Below are 16,951 nucleotides of genomic sequence, written 5' to 3'. Positions count from 1 at the left end.
TATGCTCGCGCCGTGCGTCGCTCGTGGTCGTTCCTCGGCGTGCTGCTCGCCTGCGCAGCGTGCAGCGATCCCGCGCCCGCGCCCGAGCCGATCGCGCCCGCGCCGTCCGCGCCGAGCGACGCGGAGGAGACGCCCGCGCCTCTGCCTGCTTCGTGGCCCACCGATGTCGAGGACCTGAGCACGGCGATCGAGCACTTCGAGTCCGTGGCCGAGTGCCTCGCGAATCTTCGTGCGCACACTCCCACGCTCGCGGCCGAGGCGCTGGGTGACCTCGGCTACGACGCGTTCTTCGACGATGCGTGCCGCGCGCTCGACGCGGTGCACCGTCGTGATGCCGCCGCGTGCGACGCGCTCTCGGTCTCCACCGCGCGTCGCGGCTGTCGGCGACGCCTCGCGATGATCGCGGGGGATCCCACCGTGTGCCCGGAGGATCTCGCGATCGAAGGACGCGAGCCGCGCTGTGTCGCGTGGGCGGCGCGCGATCCCTCGCTCTGCGATGCCGAGGCGATCGCCGATCGGGCCACGTGCGTGGCCGTGCTCGCGGGCGAGGCGTCGCGCTGCCCGCCGCGTGACCGTGCTCGCTGCGAGGCGTGGGTGCGGCGCTACGCGCGCGCGCTCGGCACCGAGCGCGTGTCGCGCGAGGCACGCGAGCCGGCCGAGCTCCACCTCGACGTGACGCGCGTGCTCCCACCTCCGGCGTCGGGTGGTGCGCCCGTGACGCAGGCCCCGATCGCGATCGATCTCCCGCAGCTCGCGCGCGGCGTGCGTCTGCGCGCCGACGGATGCACGCACCGCGTGATGCTCGACGAGCGCGGCGCCCCCGACGTGCTCTCCACCACGCGCGCCGGGCTGCGCGCCGAGCTCGATCTGCCCTCGGACGCGACGCTGCCTCTCGAGCGCGCGATCGGCCCGCTGGGAGCGTCGATCGAGGTCGCCGTCCCGCGCGTCGGTCGCGCGGGCGGAGGGGAGGGCACGTTCACGATCACCACGCTCGACCGCACGCTGGGCGGCGCGTTCGCCGGGACGTTCCACGCCGAGCTCCCGCTCGCGCCCGGCGCGCTGCGCGTCGAGGGTCGCTTCCGCACCTTCGTGCGCGACCTCGACGCACTGCCGAGCCACTGCCCGGGTGGTACGATGCGCGACTGATGATCGCTCGCCCCCTCTTCACGCTCGCGCTGGTGGTGTCGGCGCTCGCGACCGTTCAACACGCGTCCGCGCAGTCGACCGAAGGACGCCCGCCGCAAGAGTGCGGGATGACCGAGGAGGCGGCGCGCTACGGCGCGCTCGAGCCGGGGACGGTCGTGACGCTGCAGCGCCATCGCTTCGTGTCCGGCGACGACAACTGGGACGATCAGATGGCGCGCTGGCTCGGACGCGCTGCGCGGGTGACGCGCGTGAGCGGTGTCGACGCTGCGGGCTGTCCCGGCGTGCGCGTCGACGTCGATGGTGGCCAGTGGTTCTGGCGCGTGCGCGACCTCGGCATCGGCACCGGCCCGCAGCCGCGCCCCGAGACGCGCGCGCCGAGCGCAGCGGGGATCCCCCAGCAGTGTCGACAGGACGAGATGCGCCCGAACTACGGGCCGATCTCGACGGGCACCGAGGTCGTGCTCGGGCGCCATCGGATGGTCGATGGCGACGACAACTGGGCCGACGAGATGCAGCAGTTCGTCGGACGCCGCGCGCGCGTGGTGGAGCTCTCGGGGATCGACGGAGTCGGTTGTCCCGGCGTGCGCGTCGACATCGACAGTCGGCAGTGGTTCTGGCGCGTGCGCGACCTGCGCCTCGGGAGCGGCGGCGAAGCGGGCGCGGGCGGCGGCGGGCTCGTCGCGAGCACCGGTGTGAGCAGCGATCACGGTCGTCCCGCGAGCGTGGTCGCATGGGGCTCGGGCGGCGGCGGTGGTGGCGGTCTCTTCGGCACCGGTGGCAGCCCGACGCCGCAGGAGTGCGGCCTCACCGACGCGACGGTGCAGTGGGGCCCGATCGCGGTCGGCGCGAGCGTGACGATCGGTCGTCATCGCCCGGTGAACGGCGACGAGAACTGGTCGGCGGAGATGGATCCGTTCGTCGGTCGTCAGGCGCGCGTGCAGCAGCTGATCGGCGTCGACGATCAGGGCTGTCCGGTGGTGCACATCGATCTCGATCAGGGCCAGTGGTTCTGGCGCGTCCGCGACATGACCGTGCCGTGAACGAGGAAGCGCACAGCGCCACGATCGCCGCGCGTCACGCGCCGGTATCGTGGGCGCATGCGCATCCTCGTCGCCGACAAGCTCGCTTCGTTCGTCCCCGGTCGCCTCCAGGATCTCGGCGCTCGACTCGACGTCGATCCCAAGCTCGAGGGCGAGACGCTCGTCGCGGCGATGCGCGAGCTCGACCCCGAGGTCCTGATCGTCCGCAGCACCAAGGTCACCGCGCAGCACGTCGAGACCGGCAAGAGTCTCTCGCTGATCATCCGCGCGGGCGCGGGCGTGAACACGATCGACATGGGCGCTGCCTCGGCGCGCGGCGTCTACGTCGCGAACTGCCCGGGCAAGAACGCGGCGGCGGTCGCAGAGCTCACGATCGGACACCTGATCAACCTCGATCGCCGCATCGCCGACAACGTCGCGAGCCTGCGCGCGCATCGCTGGGACAAGAAGACGCTGGGCGAGGCCCGCGGCCTGAGGGGTCGCACCCTCGCGGTGCTCGGCGTCGGCGCGATCGCGCGCGAGGTGATCGTGCGCGCGCAGGCGCTCGGCATGCGGGTCGTCGGCTGGTCGCGCCGGTTGACCGAGGCGCAGGCGGAGGAGCTCGGCATCGTCCGGGCTGCGACCCCCGAGGCCGCGGTCACGCACGCCGACGCGGTGAGCGTGCACCTCGCGCTCACGAAGGAGACCGAGAAGCGGATCGGCGCGAGCGTGTTCGCCGCGATGAAGCCCGGCGCGTACTTCGTGAACACGTCGCGCGGCGAGGTGGTCGATCAGGACGCGCTGCTCGAGGCGTGCTCGTCGCGCGGGATCCGCGCCGGGCTCGACGTGTTCGCCAAGGAGCCCGCCGCGGGACAGGCGCCGTTCGAGGAGCCGATCGCGGATCACCCGAACGTCTACGGGACCTGCCACGTCGGCGCGAGCACCGACGAAGCGGAAGAAGCGGTCGGCGAAGAGGTCGTGCGCATCGTCGGCGCGTACCAGCGCGCCGAGCCGATCCCGAACTGCGTGAACCTCGCAGTGCGCAGCGCGGCGACGCACGTCGTGGTCGTGCGCCACGCCGATCGCGTCGGCGTGCTCGCGCACGTGCTGCGCATCCTCAGCGAAGCGCGACACAACGTGCAGGGCATGGAGAACGTCGTGTTCTCGGGCGGTCGCGCGGCGCTGGCGCGTGTCGAGGTCGTCGGTGAGCCGAGCGCCGAGGTGCTCGCCGCGATCGGTGAGAGCGCGGACGTCTTCCACGTCGGCGCATCGACGATCTGATCGCGTGGTCGCGCGCCACGCCGTGCGCGACTGCGCGCGCAAGATTCTGCCGTGATCACGAATCACGACATCGCGCTTGTGACCCTTCGCGCGAGTCCCCACGTCACCTTCCGAGGAGCGTGGAACTCGAATGCGAGCACTCAGCTATCAGGGCCCCTATCGCGTGTCCGTGGTGAACAAGCCGGACCCGCGGATCGAGCACCCGCAGGACGCGATCCTCAAGATCACGCGCAGTGCGATCTGCGGATCGGATCTGCACCTGCTGCACGGCCTGATCCCCGATACCCGCGTCGGGCACACGTTCGGACACGAGTTCACCGGGATCGTCGAGGAGGTCGGCCCCGGCGTGGGCAACCTGAAGGTCGGTGATCGCGTCGTCGTGCCGTTCCCGATCTCGTGCGGCACGTGCTTCTTCTGCCAGCGCGGGCTCTTCGCGAATTGCGAGAACTCGAATCCGACGAGCGACGTCGCGTGTGGCGTGTTCGGATATTCGCACACGACGGGCGGATACGAGGGCGGACAGGCCGAGTACGTGCGTGTTCCGTACGCGAACGTCGGTCCGATGAAGATCCCGGAGGACATGGACGAGGAGGACGTCCTCTTCCTCAGCGACATCCTCCCGACCGGCTATCAGGGCGCGGAGATGGCGGAGATCACGCCGGGCGACACCGTCGTCGTGTTCGGCTGCGGGCCCGTCGGCCTCTTCGCGATGAAGAGCGCATGGTTGATGGGCGCAGGGCGGGTGATCGGTGTCGACTATGTCGACTATCGACTCGAGTTCGCCGAGAGATATGCGCAGGTCGAGACGCTGAGCTTCGAAGACGTCGACATCATCCCTGCGATCAAGGAGATGACCGAAGGGCGCGGCGCAGACTCCACGATCGACGCGGTCGGCTGCGAGGCCTCGGGCTCGGTGATGCAGAAGGTGGTGGGCCTCGGGCTGAAGCTCGAGGGTGGCAGTGCGACCGCGATCAACTGGTGCGTGCACGCGACGCGCAAGGGCGGGAACGTGTCGATCGTCGGCGTCTACGGCCCGCCGTGGAACCTCGTCGACATCGGCACTGCGATGAACAAGGGCCTCACGCTGCGCATGAACCAGTGCAACGTGAAGCGCTACATGGAGCACCTGCTCGAGCACATCCGCGCGGGGCGCATCGATGCGAAGGGCATCATCACGCACCGCTTCTCGCTCGAGGACGCGCCGACTGCCTATCACCTCTTCGCGCAGAAGAAGGACGGCTGTGTGAAGTGCGTGCTCACTCCCGGGACCAGCACCATCAGCGCGTGAGAGGAGAGACGATCATGATCGATCCGAGGCAGATCGTCGGATACGGAGTCGACGCGGATCCTTCGCGCCGCCCCGGGTACCCGAAGGAGCGCGAGCCGCGGCCGGTGGAGGGCGCGAAGATCCCGGCGCAGCAGTCGTCGGACGTGACGGTGTTCAAGAACGAGCGGCCGTACAAGGAAATCCCGCCGGTGTACGGCACCGCGCAGCCGCCGAAGGGACTCTCGGGGCGCGTTCGGAAGCTGGCGTACTCGTACCCGGACCACTGGACGCGGCACTGGATGCTGCTGCTCTTCGCCGACCGCGTGGACGTGTGGGAGCACCGTCTGCGCGGCGGGCGTGGCGTGGCGGCGCTCGGCGCGCTCGCGCTCTTCGGCGTCGTCGCGACGCGGATGCTCGCGCGCGGGTGATCGGGTGAGCGTGGCCAGCGCGCGTCTGCGTGCTGGCCGCGAGCATCGGAGTCAGCGTTGGAGTCGCCGGCGACGCCGAGCGCGGATTGCGACCATCGCGCCGAGCACGATCACGGCGGCACTGCCATCGATGCGCGCGTCACCTCCCACCGAGCAGCCCGAGCTGCGCGCGGTCGGCGGAGGCGCGCTCGCGTCGGAGGGAGCCCCCGCGTCGGTGGGCGCGCTCACGCGGAACGAAGCCGTCGCCCAGTCGCTCGTGAACGCACCGTCGGTCACGCGTGCGCGCCACACGTAGCTGCCGGGCGCGAGCGCCTCGGGAACGGTCCACGACGTCACCGCGGTGCCGGCGGCGAGATCCACGACGCGCATCGGTGCGTCGAAGTCGGACGACGTGTCGATCTCGATCTCGTAGCGGAGCGCGTCGCCGTCCTCGTCGATCGCGTTCGAGACGACGAGGTCCGGCGTCCGGTCCTCGATGCTCGATCCCGGCACCGGCGCGATCGGGATCGGCACCGAGGGCGCGCGGTTCGGTCGTACCGCCAGACCGATGGACGCGTCGGTCGCGCCGCCGTCGTCGTCGAGGGCGCGGACCGCGATGATCAGCTCGCGACCTCCGTGCGTGATCTGCGCCTCGCTCGGCCGCACCCGGACGCGATCGCGCTCGAGCGTCACGCCCTCGGGCGCCGAGACGAGCTCGAACGAGAGCCGATCGAGCGGCGACGGATCCTGCGCGCGGAGCACGATCTCGTGGGCCTCGCCGACGCGGAGCTCGAGGTGCTCGGGCAGGTCGACGAACGTGGGCGCGACGTTCTCGACGCGCATCGTCCAGTAGCGCCGGGTGCTCTGGCCGTCCGCGGTCGCCTGCGCGCCGACGCGGATCACGTCGGGGCCGTCGAGCACGTCGCCGGGGACGCTCACCTCGCGCGTGGTGCCCATCGGCACGAGCTCCCCGGTGCCCGTGAGGTCCCAGCTCCACGTCACGTCCTCCGGCTGCGCGAGGGCGCGCACCGGGATCGCAGCGCCCTCCGGCACGATCACGTCGGCCTCGATCTGCACGCGAGGCGCGCCGGGGAGCACCCAGTCGAAGTTGATGACGTCGGGGATCAGCGCGTCCATCCCCACCATCACCTCGGGCGGTGGGCTCGAGGCGAGCTGCGTCGCGAGGTCGCGCGCGCCCTCGAGCGTGCGCGACTTGGTCGCGAAGCGGACGAGCACCACGCGCTCGCCCGCACCGATCCGCACCGTGCGCGAGATCATCCGGACGTAGCCCTCGCTCGTGCTCACGCCCGGCACGGGCGCCGACGCCGAGCCCCACACGAGGCCCGTCATCTCCTGGATCCACGAGAAGCCCGAGACCGACCAGGTGTCGGCGGCGTCGATCGTGGTGTCGCCGCTCGAGCTCGCGAGCTGGTTCGCGGGGACGCGCTCGTCGAGCGTGATCGCGAGCGACTCGTCGCTGGTGTTCGTGATCACGTCGACGATGCGCGCGACCGACGGGCCCTCGGCGGGCACGAACACGCTCCGGCGGAGCTGCACCACGCCGCTCCGCACGTCGGCGAGATCGATCTGTCGATCGCCGAGCGAGAACGTCGTCGCGGTGCCGTCCTGCCGGTACCAGAAGCGCGATCCGTCGGAGCGCACGCCGAGCTCGAGGGTGCGGGTGTCCGAGCCGAACACCGAGAGCAGCGCGCCCGTGCCCTGGTTGGGATCGTCGCTCCACTCGCCGGGCACGTGATCGACGAAGAAGTAGAAGCCCTCTTCGGTCTGCATGCGGTGGCCGGGCTGGGCGGCGGCGGGCGCGGCGAGCGCCGTCGCGAGCATCGCGAGCGCGAGGGCTCGAGCGCGGGATCGAGTCGGCTGTCCCATCGTGGCTCTCCGTCAGATCGGATCGACGAACACGTCGAGCCGGAAGTCGGTCTCTTGATAGCCCTGCACCGCGAGGAAGTACGTGCCGGCGGGGAGCACGCGATCGAGCGCGCGCGGCACGCACTCGTCCGCGACCGGCGTGGCGCAGTCGCTCTCGAGCAGCCCCATCGTCACGGGCGAGAAGGGGTCGAACGACTCGACCAGCGCGCTCACCGCGCTCTCGCGATCGAGCGTGAGCCGGTAGAGCGCGTCCCTGCCGGCCCAGCACGCCTCGACGTCGTCCTGGAAGCCGTAGAGCGTATCGATGCGCGACGCGCCGTCGCCGATCTCGATCGCGTCCTCGCACCGATCGTTGTCGGGCCGCGGGGTCGGCGGCAGGAGCGTCGCGCGGGCGCTGATCGGCGCGTGGTACGCGCCGGCGCGGGTGATCACGAAGTAGTCGCCGGGCGGCAGGCTGTGGAGGAGCGGCGGCCCGTAGGAGCGTGGCGTGTCGAGGCAGAGGAGCTCGGACGCGACGCTGCCGCAGTCGGCCTGCACGAAGAGGTGCGCGTTGTCGCCGAGCCAGTCGACGTCGAGCATCACGTCCGACGTGGTCTCGACCTCGAAGCGGAAGACCGCGTCGGGATAGAAGAGCGTGCCCTGACCGCCGCAATTCGAGAGGTAGTCCGCCTCGAAGCGCGTGCCGTGCGAGCCCGAGCCGACGAGGCGTCGCGCCTCCAGCGTGGCGGTGCGGTTCGTGATGTCGACGGCGGTCCCGCATGCATCGCCCTCGAGCCGCGGGACCGGCTCGGTGATCGTCGCGCGCAGCTCGTACGTCGGGAAGCTCTGCCGCCGCTCGATGATGACGAAGTAATCGCCCGCGGGCAGCGGTGCGTAGCGCAGCCGCGAGACGCCCTGGTCCTCGAAGAGCGGATCGTGCTGCGCGTCGGGCATCGCGCAGCCCAGCGACGTGCTCTCGTCGTCGCAGGTGCGACGCACCTCGAGCGTCACGCCTCGGAAGACGATCGGTGTCATCCCGAGGCTGGCCTCGAGCACCACGTCCATCGGTCGATCGAGGCGGAGCCGATGCACGACCTCGGGGAGAGAGCCCGCCTCGCCGCACGTGGTCGCGAGGTCGTCGTCGTAGAGCGCGAAGTCGCCGGCGATCACGGTGGAGCCCGTGATGTCGACGAGCTCGGCGTCGCAACGATCGCCGCGGACCGGCGTGCCCGGCGCGGTGATCGAGAGCTCCACGCCGAACGCGACGGGCACCGCGGTGGCGACGCGGATGACGTACTCGCCTGCCGCGAGCTCGGGCTCGTCGACCACGATCGCGCCCCCTCCGCCGTTGTTCGCGCAGCGGACGTCGCGCGTGGGATCGGGGTCGGCGCACTCGCTGCGGAGGCGCAGGGAGACCACCGTGTCGACGGGCGTCCAGACCGCGATGCGGACGCGTCGCGGTGCGTCGATGCGGAACGAGTAGAACGCGTCGGTGCCCAGCGCTGCGCAGCTCGACGTTCCGTCGGCGGCGAGGCCGACCGTGGTCCCCGAGTACGAGCCGGAGCCCGGCACCGCGCGCGCGGTCGCGCAGGTGTCGTTCGTCGCGACGCAGCTCGGCTCCGCGTAGTCGCGCAGCCCGTCGCAGTCGTCGTCGATGCCGTTGTCGCAGATCTCCTCGCGCGCGGGACCGATCGAGGCGAGCGCGTCGTTGCAGTCGTCGCCGCCGCAGCGCGCGTCGGGCGCGCCGTCCGCGTCCGCGTCGCGCAGCACGGTCCTCGAGCCGCAGCCCGTGGTCGGATCGCACTCGTCGACGGTGCACGGATCTCCGTCGCTGCAGTCGAGCAGCGCGGGCGCGGGGAGGCAGCCGAGATCGGCGGAGCACACCTCGCGGCCGTTGCAGGCATCGTCGTCCTGGCAGCGCTCGGAGTCGGGGCCGAACACGCAGGTGCGCGCGGCCTCGACGCACACGTCGTCGGTGCACTCGTGCTCGTCGGTGCAGGGGGCCGTGCCCGCCTCGCAGCGGCCCTCCACGCACGCCTCCTCGCCGTTGCAGAAGCAGCCGTCGCTGCACTCCGCGGCGACGGTGCACGCCGCGCCGACGGTCGCGCCGGGCGCTCCGCACGTGGTGGGCGGCGACGCGTCGGGCAGCGCACCTGCGTCGCCGAGCGGAGCGGGACCGGGCTCGCCGCACGCGGCGAGGATCAGAGCGATCGAGATCGACCAGCGCTTCGTCATCGCGGCTCCGTCGTCTGCACGCGCAGTCGCGCGGCCGGGATCGCACCGGGATCGCCCTCGAGCATCACGAGGTGCTCGCCCGCGTCGAGCGTCTCCTCGAACACGATCGTGCCGCTCGCGGACGCCTCCGCCGTGCGGCAGGTCGGCGCGGCGTCGTCGCATCGGTCGAGGACACCGAGGGTGATCGGGCCCGAGCCTTCTTCGGGGGTCACGAAGAAGAGCACGCGCCGTCGCGCGCCCAGCGTGAGCCGATAGAACGCGTCGGCGTCGGGGCGCTCGTTGCCGCAGCGCCGGTCGTCGCGATACGCGGTGAGCACGACGCGCGCGGCGGCGCCGGGCTCGAGCGGGTCCGCGTCGGCGCAGCGATCGTTGGTGGGCGGCGTCGCGGGCGTCTCGGTGCGGAACGTGACCTCGACGGGCCCGGTGTTCTCCATGCACGAGATCGCCGCGAAGTGCGGGCCTGCGGGGACCGAGGGCACGCGCAGCAGACCGGTCCGGCGGCATGCGAGCGCGCCGCGCGTGCTGCAGTCGTCGGTGATCGCCACCGCGCACGGCGGGCCCCAGCCGCTGCTCGCGCCGATGATCACGTCGCGCGCCTCGTCGAGCGTGAAGCGCACGAAGAGATCGTCGGCGGGTCGGATCGTCGGGTCTTCGCACGCCGCGCCGAGCTCGTAGCCGAAGGCGAGCGGATCGATCGTCGTCGCGACGTCCTCGGTGAGCTCGACCGCGCGGGCGCAGACGTCGCCCTCGTGCGCGTCGTCGGCCACCGGCTCGATCGTGACGTCGATCTCCAGCGAGATCGCGGAGGGATCGGTGCGTGCGTCGTCGACGACGATCCAGTGCTCACCGGCGGGCAGCGCGCGCATCGTGAGCGCGCCCGCGCCGCACCCGCGCACGTCGCCGTCGCGCCCGTCGTCGTCGCACACCGAGGTCACCGCGATGAGCGCGTTCGCGCCCTCGATGGTCACGTCGCGCGGCGCGTCGAGCACGAGCCGGTAGACCGCGTCCCTGCCTCCGCGATCTCCGAACCGGCAGTGGTCGGCGACGTCGGCGCGCAGATCGAGGAGCGGCAGCGAGTACGTGCCCGACGCCGTGATGGTGCGCGGCGTCCCGCAGCCATCGCCCTCGATGCCGTCCTCGGGCGGCGCGATCTCGACCGTGAGCTCGAAGGGACCGCGCGCCGCGAACGACGTGACGACGAGCGCGTAGTCGCCGGGCGCGAGGCGTCGCGCCGTGAGCACGGTGGGCGCGTCCGCCACGCGACAGGCGAGCGGCTCCGCGTCGGGCGTTCCGCACTGGGCCCAGGGCCGCAGCGCGAGCGCGACCGCGGTGGCGTAGGGATCGTCGGGGGTCACGCTCGCGGCGCTCACGGAGAGGTCGCTCTCGGCCGCGAGGTGCACGCGGTAGATCACGTCGCCGGGCTCGTTCGCGCCGACCACGCAGGGCGACGGCACGTCGAGCGTCGCGCCGAGCGTGGTCCCGAGGAGCGTCGTCGATGCGTCGATCGCCCTCGCGTCGTCGCAGCCGTCGTTGGTCGCCGGACACGACTCGAGCGCGTCGGGGTTGCCGTTGCAGTCGTCGTCGAGCTCGTTGCCGCAGACCTCGGGCGCGCCCGGATGACGCGTCGCGCCGGCGCCGGGCGCGTCGTCGCAGTCGGTGCCGCCGCAGAGCCGGTCGACGAATCCGTCGTCGTCGCGATCCGCGATCTCGTGCTCGCACTCGCCCTCGCCGGTGCACGAGTCGACGGTGCAGTCGTCGCCGTCGTCGCAGGGATCGGGGCCGGGCACGCAGTCACGCACGAGGTCGCAGATCTCGATGCCGTTGCAGGGATCGCCGTCGTCGCACTCGATGTCCGCGGCGGTCGCGGTGCACGCGTCGGTCGCGGGGTCGCACGTGTCCACCGTGCACGCGACACCGTCGTCGCACGCGGCGCGCTCGCCCGCGGCGCACACGCCCTCGACGCACTGCTCGACGCCGTTGCAGAAGCAGCCGTCGTCGCACGTCGCGTCGTGGGTGCAGAGCTGCCCGTGCGTGAGCCCGGGCGCGACGCACGCGCGCTGGCCGGCGTCGCCCTCGGGGGTTGGAGGGGGATCTCCGTCGCCGCACGCGACGCTCCACGCGATCACGAGCGCGCCGATCAGCTTCGTCGTCCTCATCACCAACGCTCCTGGGCGCATCCGAACGAGCCGATCAGCGTCGCTTCGCCGCGCCGCACGCGCTCGCAGCGCGCGGCGTCCGTGATCACGACGTGTGTTCCGTCGTCACCGAGCCGCGCCTCGCCGCCGGGACGGCCCGGCGTGACGATGCGGAGGCGCTCGATCGATCCGTCGTCGCGACGCAGACCGAGGTTGACCAGCTCGAGATCCCCCTCGCTCGGCGCGCTCGGCCACGGGAGATCGAACGAGCACGACTCGCCGAGCAGACGCTCGGCCTCGTCGAGCCCCGCGCGCACCATCAGGAACTGGCAGCACGCTTCGATCGGCGTGTCCCAGCGACACACCGCCGCGCATCCTTCGAAGCTCGGCGCGCCGCCGTTCGCCGCGAGCACCGAGAGCTCGCCGCGATCGCCACCGAGCGAGATCGTCACCGTCGGCTGCTGCTGCTGCGTCGCGCGATCGCGCACCAGACGCACCAGGCGGTCGGGCACGCCGGGACCGTCGGGATGGCAGGTGTCGAGCCCGTCGGTGAGGAGCACGATCCCGCGCGGCTCGGACGGCGGCAGTCGATCGAGCAGCGCGAAGCCCGACTCTACCGCGGCGGTGAGCGGCGTCTCGCTGCTGAACGGCAGCTCACCGAGCGCACCGACGATCTGTGCGCGGTGCTCCGCGGAGAGCGGTGCGATCGCGACCGTCGGCTCGACCGGCGTGCCGCACCCGGTCGCGTGCTCCGGGAAGCGGACGAGCCCGACCTCGAGCTCGGCGGGCGCCTGCTCGATCCACGACGCGACGCCCTCCTGGATCTCTTCCCAGCGCGTCGCCTCGCGACCCGCGAGCTGCATGCTCACCGACTGATCGACGAGCAGCAGCAGCGAGCCGACCGTGCTCTCGAGCGGCTCGACCCACGCGACGCACGACGAGCCCGGATCGAAGGGATCTTCGGGACCGGCGTCGTGCATCGCGCCGGCGTCGGGGCGCGCGGGCGCGTCGGGCGGCGGGCCGCCGTCGGTCTGCGGAGGCCTGCGTTCGGTGCAAGCGACCAGCGCCGCGAGCGCGGCGATCGTGATGGCGAGTCGAGCGCTCATTCGAGATCCACCGTGTCGAGGTCGAGGCCAGCCGGGTACGCGTACGACGTGTAGCGAGCGAGCCCGAACACGAGGGCGCCGATGCGCGCCTCGGGATCGGTCGCGACGAGCGTGTGGACGCCGCCGGAGATCGGGAACGTCGCGACCTGCTCGCTCCCGATGCTGCGGAACGGCACGTCGAGCGGCGCGCCGTCGAGCAGGATCTCGACCTCGCGCGCGCGCACGACGCTGAGGTAGCTCTGCCCGTCGAGCGTCGAGCGATAGGTCTCCGGCGCGACGAAGGTGTAGTCGGCGCGGTATTGCTCGCGCGGCACGAGCATCGTGAGCGCGGGGTCGCCCACCGGCGTCTCGGGCTCGGCGTAACCCGCGCCGAGCGTGAGCACCGAGACCTGCACCGGGTGCGTCGCCTCGATCGCGAAGGGACCTCGCACGACGAGATCGCGGTGGTCACGGCTCGGCAGCGCGAACGTCGCGCCGTCGACCGGCGGAGGATCGAACGTGACCTCGGTGTCGTGCGCGCTCGCGACGATGCGCACGAGGTTCGCGGTGTCGACACCGGGCTGGACGAGCGCGGTCGACGCGAACGAGCGGCCCCACGCGCGCACCGGGGCGAGCTGCTCCTCCACGTGATCGCACGCGGGCGCGTAGAACGGGGCGTAGAGGCAGGGGTGCGTCGCGAAGACGGCGAGCGGCCCGTCGGCCTCGATGGTCGAGCCCGTGAGGTCGTGCGCAGGATCGTCGCAGGCGATCGCGTTGGAGCCGAGCACCGTGCGCGCGCCGTCGCGCCCTGCGCCGCACGGAGGCGGCCGCTTCGCGAACACCTGCACGACCTCGCCGCGCGCGAGATCGAGCTCGAGCACGTCGCCGGTGGTGAGCGCGGGCCAGCGGCCCGAGCGCTCGGCCTCGATCGGCGCCCGCAGGTGCATGCGCACCCGCACCGGCTCGGGGCTCACGCCCACCAGCGCGATCGCGCCCGTCCACTGCACCACGCCCGCGAGCGGATCGAGGATGTTGAAGGGCGCGAACGAGAGACCGACGTAGCGACCCGCGAGCGCGTGCACCGGCAGCAGCAGCGACGCGTCGTTCGAGTAGCTGAACTGCGCGCCCGCCGGGGTGGCGTACTCGTAGGGGTTGAACTGCGTCACCACGACCGGCCGATCGGCGATCACGCGGTACGCCGCGTCCGGGCTCGCGACGCTCTCGGGCTGCTCGCCGACCCACGCCGACTCGGTCCACGGCAGCGTGACGACCTCGAGCCCGCCCGCCGCGACGTCGAGCGCGTGCACGTCCTCGCCGCCGCGCTGGATGCGCACGCGGGAGGGCGCCGCGCCGGGGTTCGCGATCGAGATGCGGAACGTGAACGTCGCGAGATCGAGCAGGTGGTTGCCGAGCGGGGCCGCGAAGTACTCGCAGCCGATGTACCCGTTGCGACGCTCGGCGATCGCGCACTCGTCGCCGCAGTCGCCGTTGCCGCTGCAGACCGCGCCCCAGTCGGCGCAGTCGCGCACGTGCGCGTAGCCGCTCCCGTCGGGCAGACAGACCTCGGAGCGATCGCCGTCGCAGCGGCGCTGGCCCGGTACGCACGCGACGCAGCCCAGCGACGCGCTGCACGCTTCGTCGCAGCGCGTCTCGTCCTCGCGCGTCCGGCCGTCCTCGCTGCAGCGGTAGTGGACGAGGCCCTCGCACCGCAGCGTGTCGGGCTCGCCGCAGATCGACTCGGGCGCGTCGTCGGCCGCCGCGTCGCGTCCCGGTGGGCGCGGGTCCTCGCTGCACGCGACCAGCGCGAGCGCGACCGCGAGCACGCGGATCGTCACTGCGGCACCTCGCAGCCCGCGCGGAACGCGAGGCGCACCGAGAGCACGCGCGGCAGCGCGCGCGCCGTGCCGTCGAGCGCGAGCTCGAGCTCCACGATCTGCTGCGGGTCCTCACCGCGGAACGCGAGCACCTCACCGAGATCGATCGGCGGCGCGTCGGGCGCGATCGTCGCCACGAGGATCCATCGCGCCCCTGCGAGCGCGCTCTGCGACGCGGCGGTGCGCACGCGCACCGTCATCGACGCGTCGACCGGGATGCCCGCCTCCCACGTGAGGCGGCCGAGCTCCGGCGTGATCGTCGCGACGCCGCCGTCGCAGGTGTCGAGCCGGTAGCGATAGAGACCGCGCGCGCGCGGGGTCGCGCCAGGCCGCGTCGTCATGTCGGTCCACGCGTCGGGCCGGCGCAGGATCGGCACCACGCCCGACCACACCGTGTTGTCGTCGAGCGCCTCGCCGGGCGCGATCACGGTCGCGTCGCCCGTCGCGGAGTTGATCGCCCACACCTTGCCCTCGTCGTCGACCGAGAGGCCCTGCGGCTCCGCTCCGCCGGCGTAGGGCCACGGCGTGACGCTCACCGCCTCGCCGGTCGCGGGGTCGACGCGCACGACACCCACGCCGTTGATGGCCGCGTCCGCGACGAAGACGTTGCCGCGCGCGTCCGCGACCAAGTTGCGCACGTACGACGACTCCCCGTTCGGCTCGCCGAGCCGCCGGCCGAGCGGTGCGCGCGGATCCCACATCGTGTGATAGGGACAGCCGAGGTGCAGCACGCCCTCGAGCCCGATCGCGATCACGCTGCAGCCCGGGATGTCGAGCACCTGACGCACGCAGTCGTCGCCCGAGGGCCCACATGCCGCGGCGACGCAGCTCGGCTCGTCGACGCAGCGCGTGGTGTCGATGCGCGCATAGAAGCCTCGCGCGATCCCCGTCTGGTGCGGCGCGGAGAAGAGCTGTCCGTGCTCGTCGAACGCGAAGACCGTCGGGGGCTGGTGCTCGGGCGTCGAGAACCGGAAGAGCTCCTCGCCGGTGTCGCCGTCGAGCTGGTAGACGAGCTCGGTGTCGATGCCGCCGACCCACACGCGCGGCGCGTACCCGCCGAGGATCGCCTGGTCGCGCACCGCGATCGCCGTCGGTCGCGCGCCCGGCATCGGATGGTTCCAGAGCACGCACTCGTCCTCGCCCCACGGCAGCACGTCGTCGGGACCGCTCGAGGTCCGCACCGCTCCGTCGCCGTCGCGATCGGGGCAGAGCGCAGGACGCGCGGCGATGCGCGTGACGCTCTCGCCGTGGACGTTCGTCACGTAGACGTCGCCGCGCACGTCGACCGCGGTGCGCGAGGGCTCGTCGAGCAGCGCCTCCGGTCCGGTGCGATAGCGCGCGAGCGGCTCGAACGTCCGCACGTCGACCTTCACGATCGTCCCGTCGCCAGTGCTCGGGATCCAGATGAGGTGCTCGGCCGCGGGCTCGGGCGCCTCCATCGAGAGCACGCCGTCGTCGCCGATCGAGACGCCGTCGAGCTGCGCGGGCGGCGCGTCGAACGGCGTGCCTCCGGCGCCGAGGCGCAGCTCGGTGCAGCCCGGCATGCACGAGCCGCAGGCCGTGATGACGAGACCGTCGTCGGCATCGCCGTCGCAGTCGTTGTCGCGACCGTCGCAGACCTCGGCGCCGGTCTGCATCGGATCGCCGTCGTCGCAGTCGGGCCCCATCGAGCACCCGTCGCCTCGACCGTCCGCGTCGGCATCGATGCACGGGATCGGCGAGCAGAGCCCGGCGCGGCAGCTGCCGCCGGGACAGTCGCGATCCACGCGGCACGGCACGAGCTCCTCGCGATCGTCCTCGACGGTGCACGCGCTGCTCACGAGGAGCAGCGCCGCCACGAACGCACTTCGTCGGTGCATCACCCGCTCCACTCCGCCCCGGCGCAGTACACCTGGCCGGGCATCAAGGGCACGCAGGCGCCGCCCTGGCAGCTCTCGCTCGCGCACTGGTCGGACGTCGCGCACGCCGCGCCGTTCGCGCGCCCGGCCGTGCACGTCCCCGACGCGCCGCGCCGCTCGCAGAACGTGCCGCGCTCGCAGTGCGCGACCCCATCGCCGCACGCTTCGCCCGCGACATGGACCGGCTGGCACACGCTCCCCGGCTCGTCGATCGTGCAGCCGAGCCCGTCCTCGCACGCGACGCGCGCCGAGCCGCCGAGCGGGCAGAGCTCGCCCTGCGCGAGCGGACCGTCGACGAAGCGCTGCGGGTCGAGCACCAGCCGCGCGACCTCGCACGTCGTCGCGCGCGCGCGGATCTCGTCGAGCACGCGCGCAGCCTCGGCGCCGTCGTAGGGGCGCGTCGCGATCGAGAGCAGGCCGTCGTTCTGGTCGGTGTGGAAGTAGACCGCGCGACACAGCGCCAGCTGATCGGACACGCACGCCTCGAGCGTCGGCGGCAGCTCCTCGCGCAGCGTGCAGCACGCGAACATCGCGTCGCAGACGACCGTCGCGGCGCGCACGCAGAGCTCGTCGACCGGCACCACGTCGATCGGAGCTCCGGAGTCCGAGAGCGTCGCGTCCGGCCTCTCGTCCGGCGCTGCGCTGCACGACACGAGCAGCCCGGCGATCGCCGAGCGCACGGCGTGTTCGAATCGCATCACCAGAGCGTCGCGGCGGCGCGACGCAGTCGCAATCCAG

General features: G+C 72.5%; 12 protein-coding genes. 5 read left to right on the top strand and 7 right to left on the bottom strand.

Features of this window, described 5'->3' with window-relative positions; all coding sequences use genetic code 11:
* The first annotated feature begins 12 nt into the window (after window positions 1-12).
* The 5 genes from I5071_RS21575 (at window position 13) to I5071_RS21555 (ending at window position 5,141) form a co-directional block, all read left to right on the top strand.
* A complete protein-coding gene (locus tag I5071_RS21575; protein ID WP_236607394.1) occupies window positions 13-1,146 on the top strand; it encodes a hypothetical protein in 1,134 nt (377 codons plus the stop codon).
* Window positions 1,146-2,186, top strand: a complete 1,041-nt coding sequence (locus I5071_RS21570; protein WP_236607393.1) for a hypothetical protein — start codon at window positions 1,146-1,148, stop codon at window positions 2,184-2,186. Before I5071_RS21575 ends, I5071_RS21570 begins: the two co-directional genes overlap by 1 nt.
* A 57-nt stretch (window positions 2,187-2,243) precedes the next feature.
* On the top strand, window positions 2,244-3,446 hold the full coding sequence (locus I5071_RS21565; protein ID WP_236607392.1) for an NAD(P)-dependent oxidoreductase: 1,203 nt from the start codon (window positions 2,244-2,246) through the stop codon (window positions 3,444-3,446).
* A 130-nt stretch (window positions 3,447-3,576) separates the two neighbouring features.
* On the top strand, window positions 3,577-4,734 hold the full coding sequence (locus I5071_RS21560) for a zinc-dependent alcohol dehydrogenase (protein ID WP_236607391.1): 1,158 nt from the start codon (window positions 3,577-3,579) through the stop codon (window positions 4,732-4,734).
* 14 nt (window positions 4,735-4,748) lie between these two features.
* Window positions 4,749-5,141, top strand: a complete 393-nt coding sequence (locus tag I5071_RS21555; protein WP_236607390.1) for a hypothetical protein — start codon at window positions 4,749-4,751, stop codon at window positions 5,139-5,141.
* Window positions 5,142-5,192: 51 nt separating this feature from the next.
* Here the strand turns inward: I5071_RS21555 and I5071_RS21550 are convergent, their stop codons facing one another.
* From I5071_RS21550 to I5071_RS21520, 7 genes are read right to left on the bottom strand one after another with little or no spacing between them, the layout of a single operon-like run.
* A complete protein-coding gene (locus I5071_RS21550; RefSeq protein ID WP_236607389.1) occupies window positions 5,193-6,962 on the bottom strand; it encodes a hypothetical protein in 1,770 nt (589 codons plus the stop codon).
* A 57-nt stretch (window positions 6,963-7,019) separates the two neighbouring features.
* Window positions 7,020-9,221 (bottom strand): putative metal-binding motif-containing protein, encoded by a 2,202-nt coding sequence (locus I5071_RS21545; RefSeq protein ID WP_236607388.1) that lies wholly within the window; start codon window positions 9,219-9,221, stop codon window positions 7,020-7,022.
* A complete protein-coding gene (locus I5071_RS21540) occupies window positions 9,218-11,377 on the bottom strand; it encodes a putative metal-binding motif-containing protein (protein WP_236607387.1) in 2,160 nt (719 codons plus the stop codon). The genes I5071_RS21545 and I5071_RS21540 overlap by 4 nt, the downstream gene beginning before the upstream one ends.
* Complete coding sequence (locus I5071_RS21535) at window positions 11,377-12,462, bottom strand: vWA domain-containing protein (RefSeq protein ID WP_236607386.1); 1,086 nt, start codon at window positions 12,460-12,462, stop codon at window positions 11,377-11,379. The genes I5071_RS21540 and I5071_RS21535 overlap by 1 nt, the downstream gene beginning before the upstream one ends.
* On the bottom strand, window positions 12,459-14,276 hold the full coding sequence (locus I5071_RS21530) for an IgGFc-binding protein (RefSeq protein ID WP_236607385.1): 1,818 nt from the start codon (window positions 14,274-14,276) through the stop codon (window positions 12,459-12,461). The genes I5071_RS21535 and I5071_RS21530 overlap by 4 nt, the downstream gene beginning before the upstream one ends.
* Window positions 14,273-16,174, bottom strand: coding sequence for a hypothetical protein (locus I5071_RS21525; RefSeq protein ID WP_236607384.1), 1,902 nt, complete (start codon window positions 16,172-16,174; stop codon window positions 14,273-14,275). Before I5071_RS21525 ends, I5071_RS21530 begins: the two co-directional genes overlap by 4 nt.
* Window positions 16,174-16,911 carry a hypothetical protein gene (locus tag I5071_RS21520; RefSeq protein ID WP_236607383.1) on the bottom strand — a complete coding sequence of 246 codons (738 nt, stop codon included), beginning with the start codon at window positions 16,909-16,911 and terminating at the stop codon, window positions 16,174-16,176. The genes I5071_RS21525 and I5071_RS21520 overlap by 1 nt, the downstream gene beginning before the upstream one ends.
* Between the last annotated feature and the right edge of the window lie 40 nt (window positions 16,912-16,951).

This window comes from Sandaracinus amylolyticus (assembly GCF_021631985.1).
GTDB classification, from domain to species: domain Bacteria; phylum Myxococcota_A; class Polyangia; order Polyangiales; family Sandaracinaceae; genus Sandaracinus; species Sandaracinus amylolyticus_A.
The sequence above is the reverse complement of the archived record's forward strand: the minus strand, read 5'-3'. Positions and strand labels throughout refer to the sequence as shown.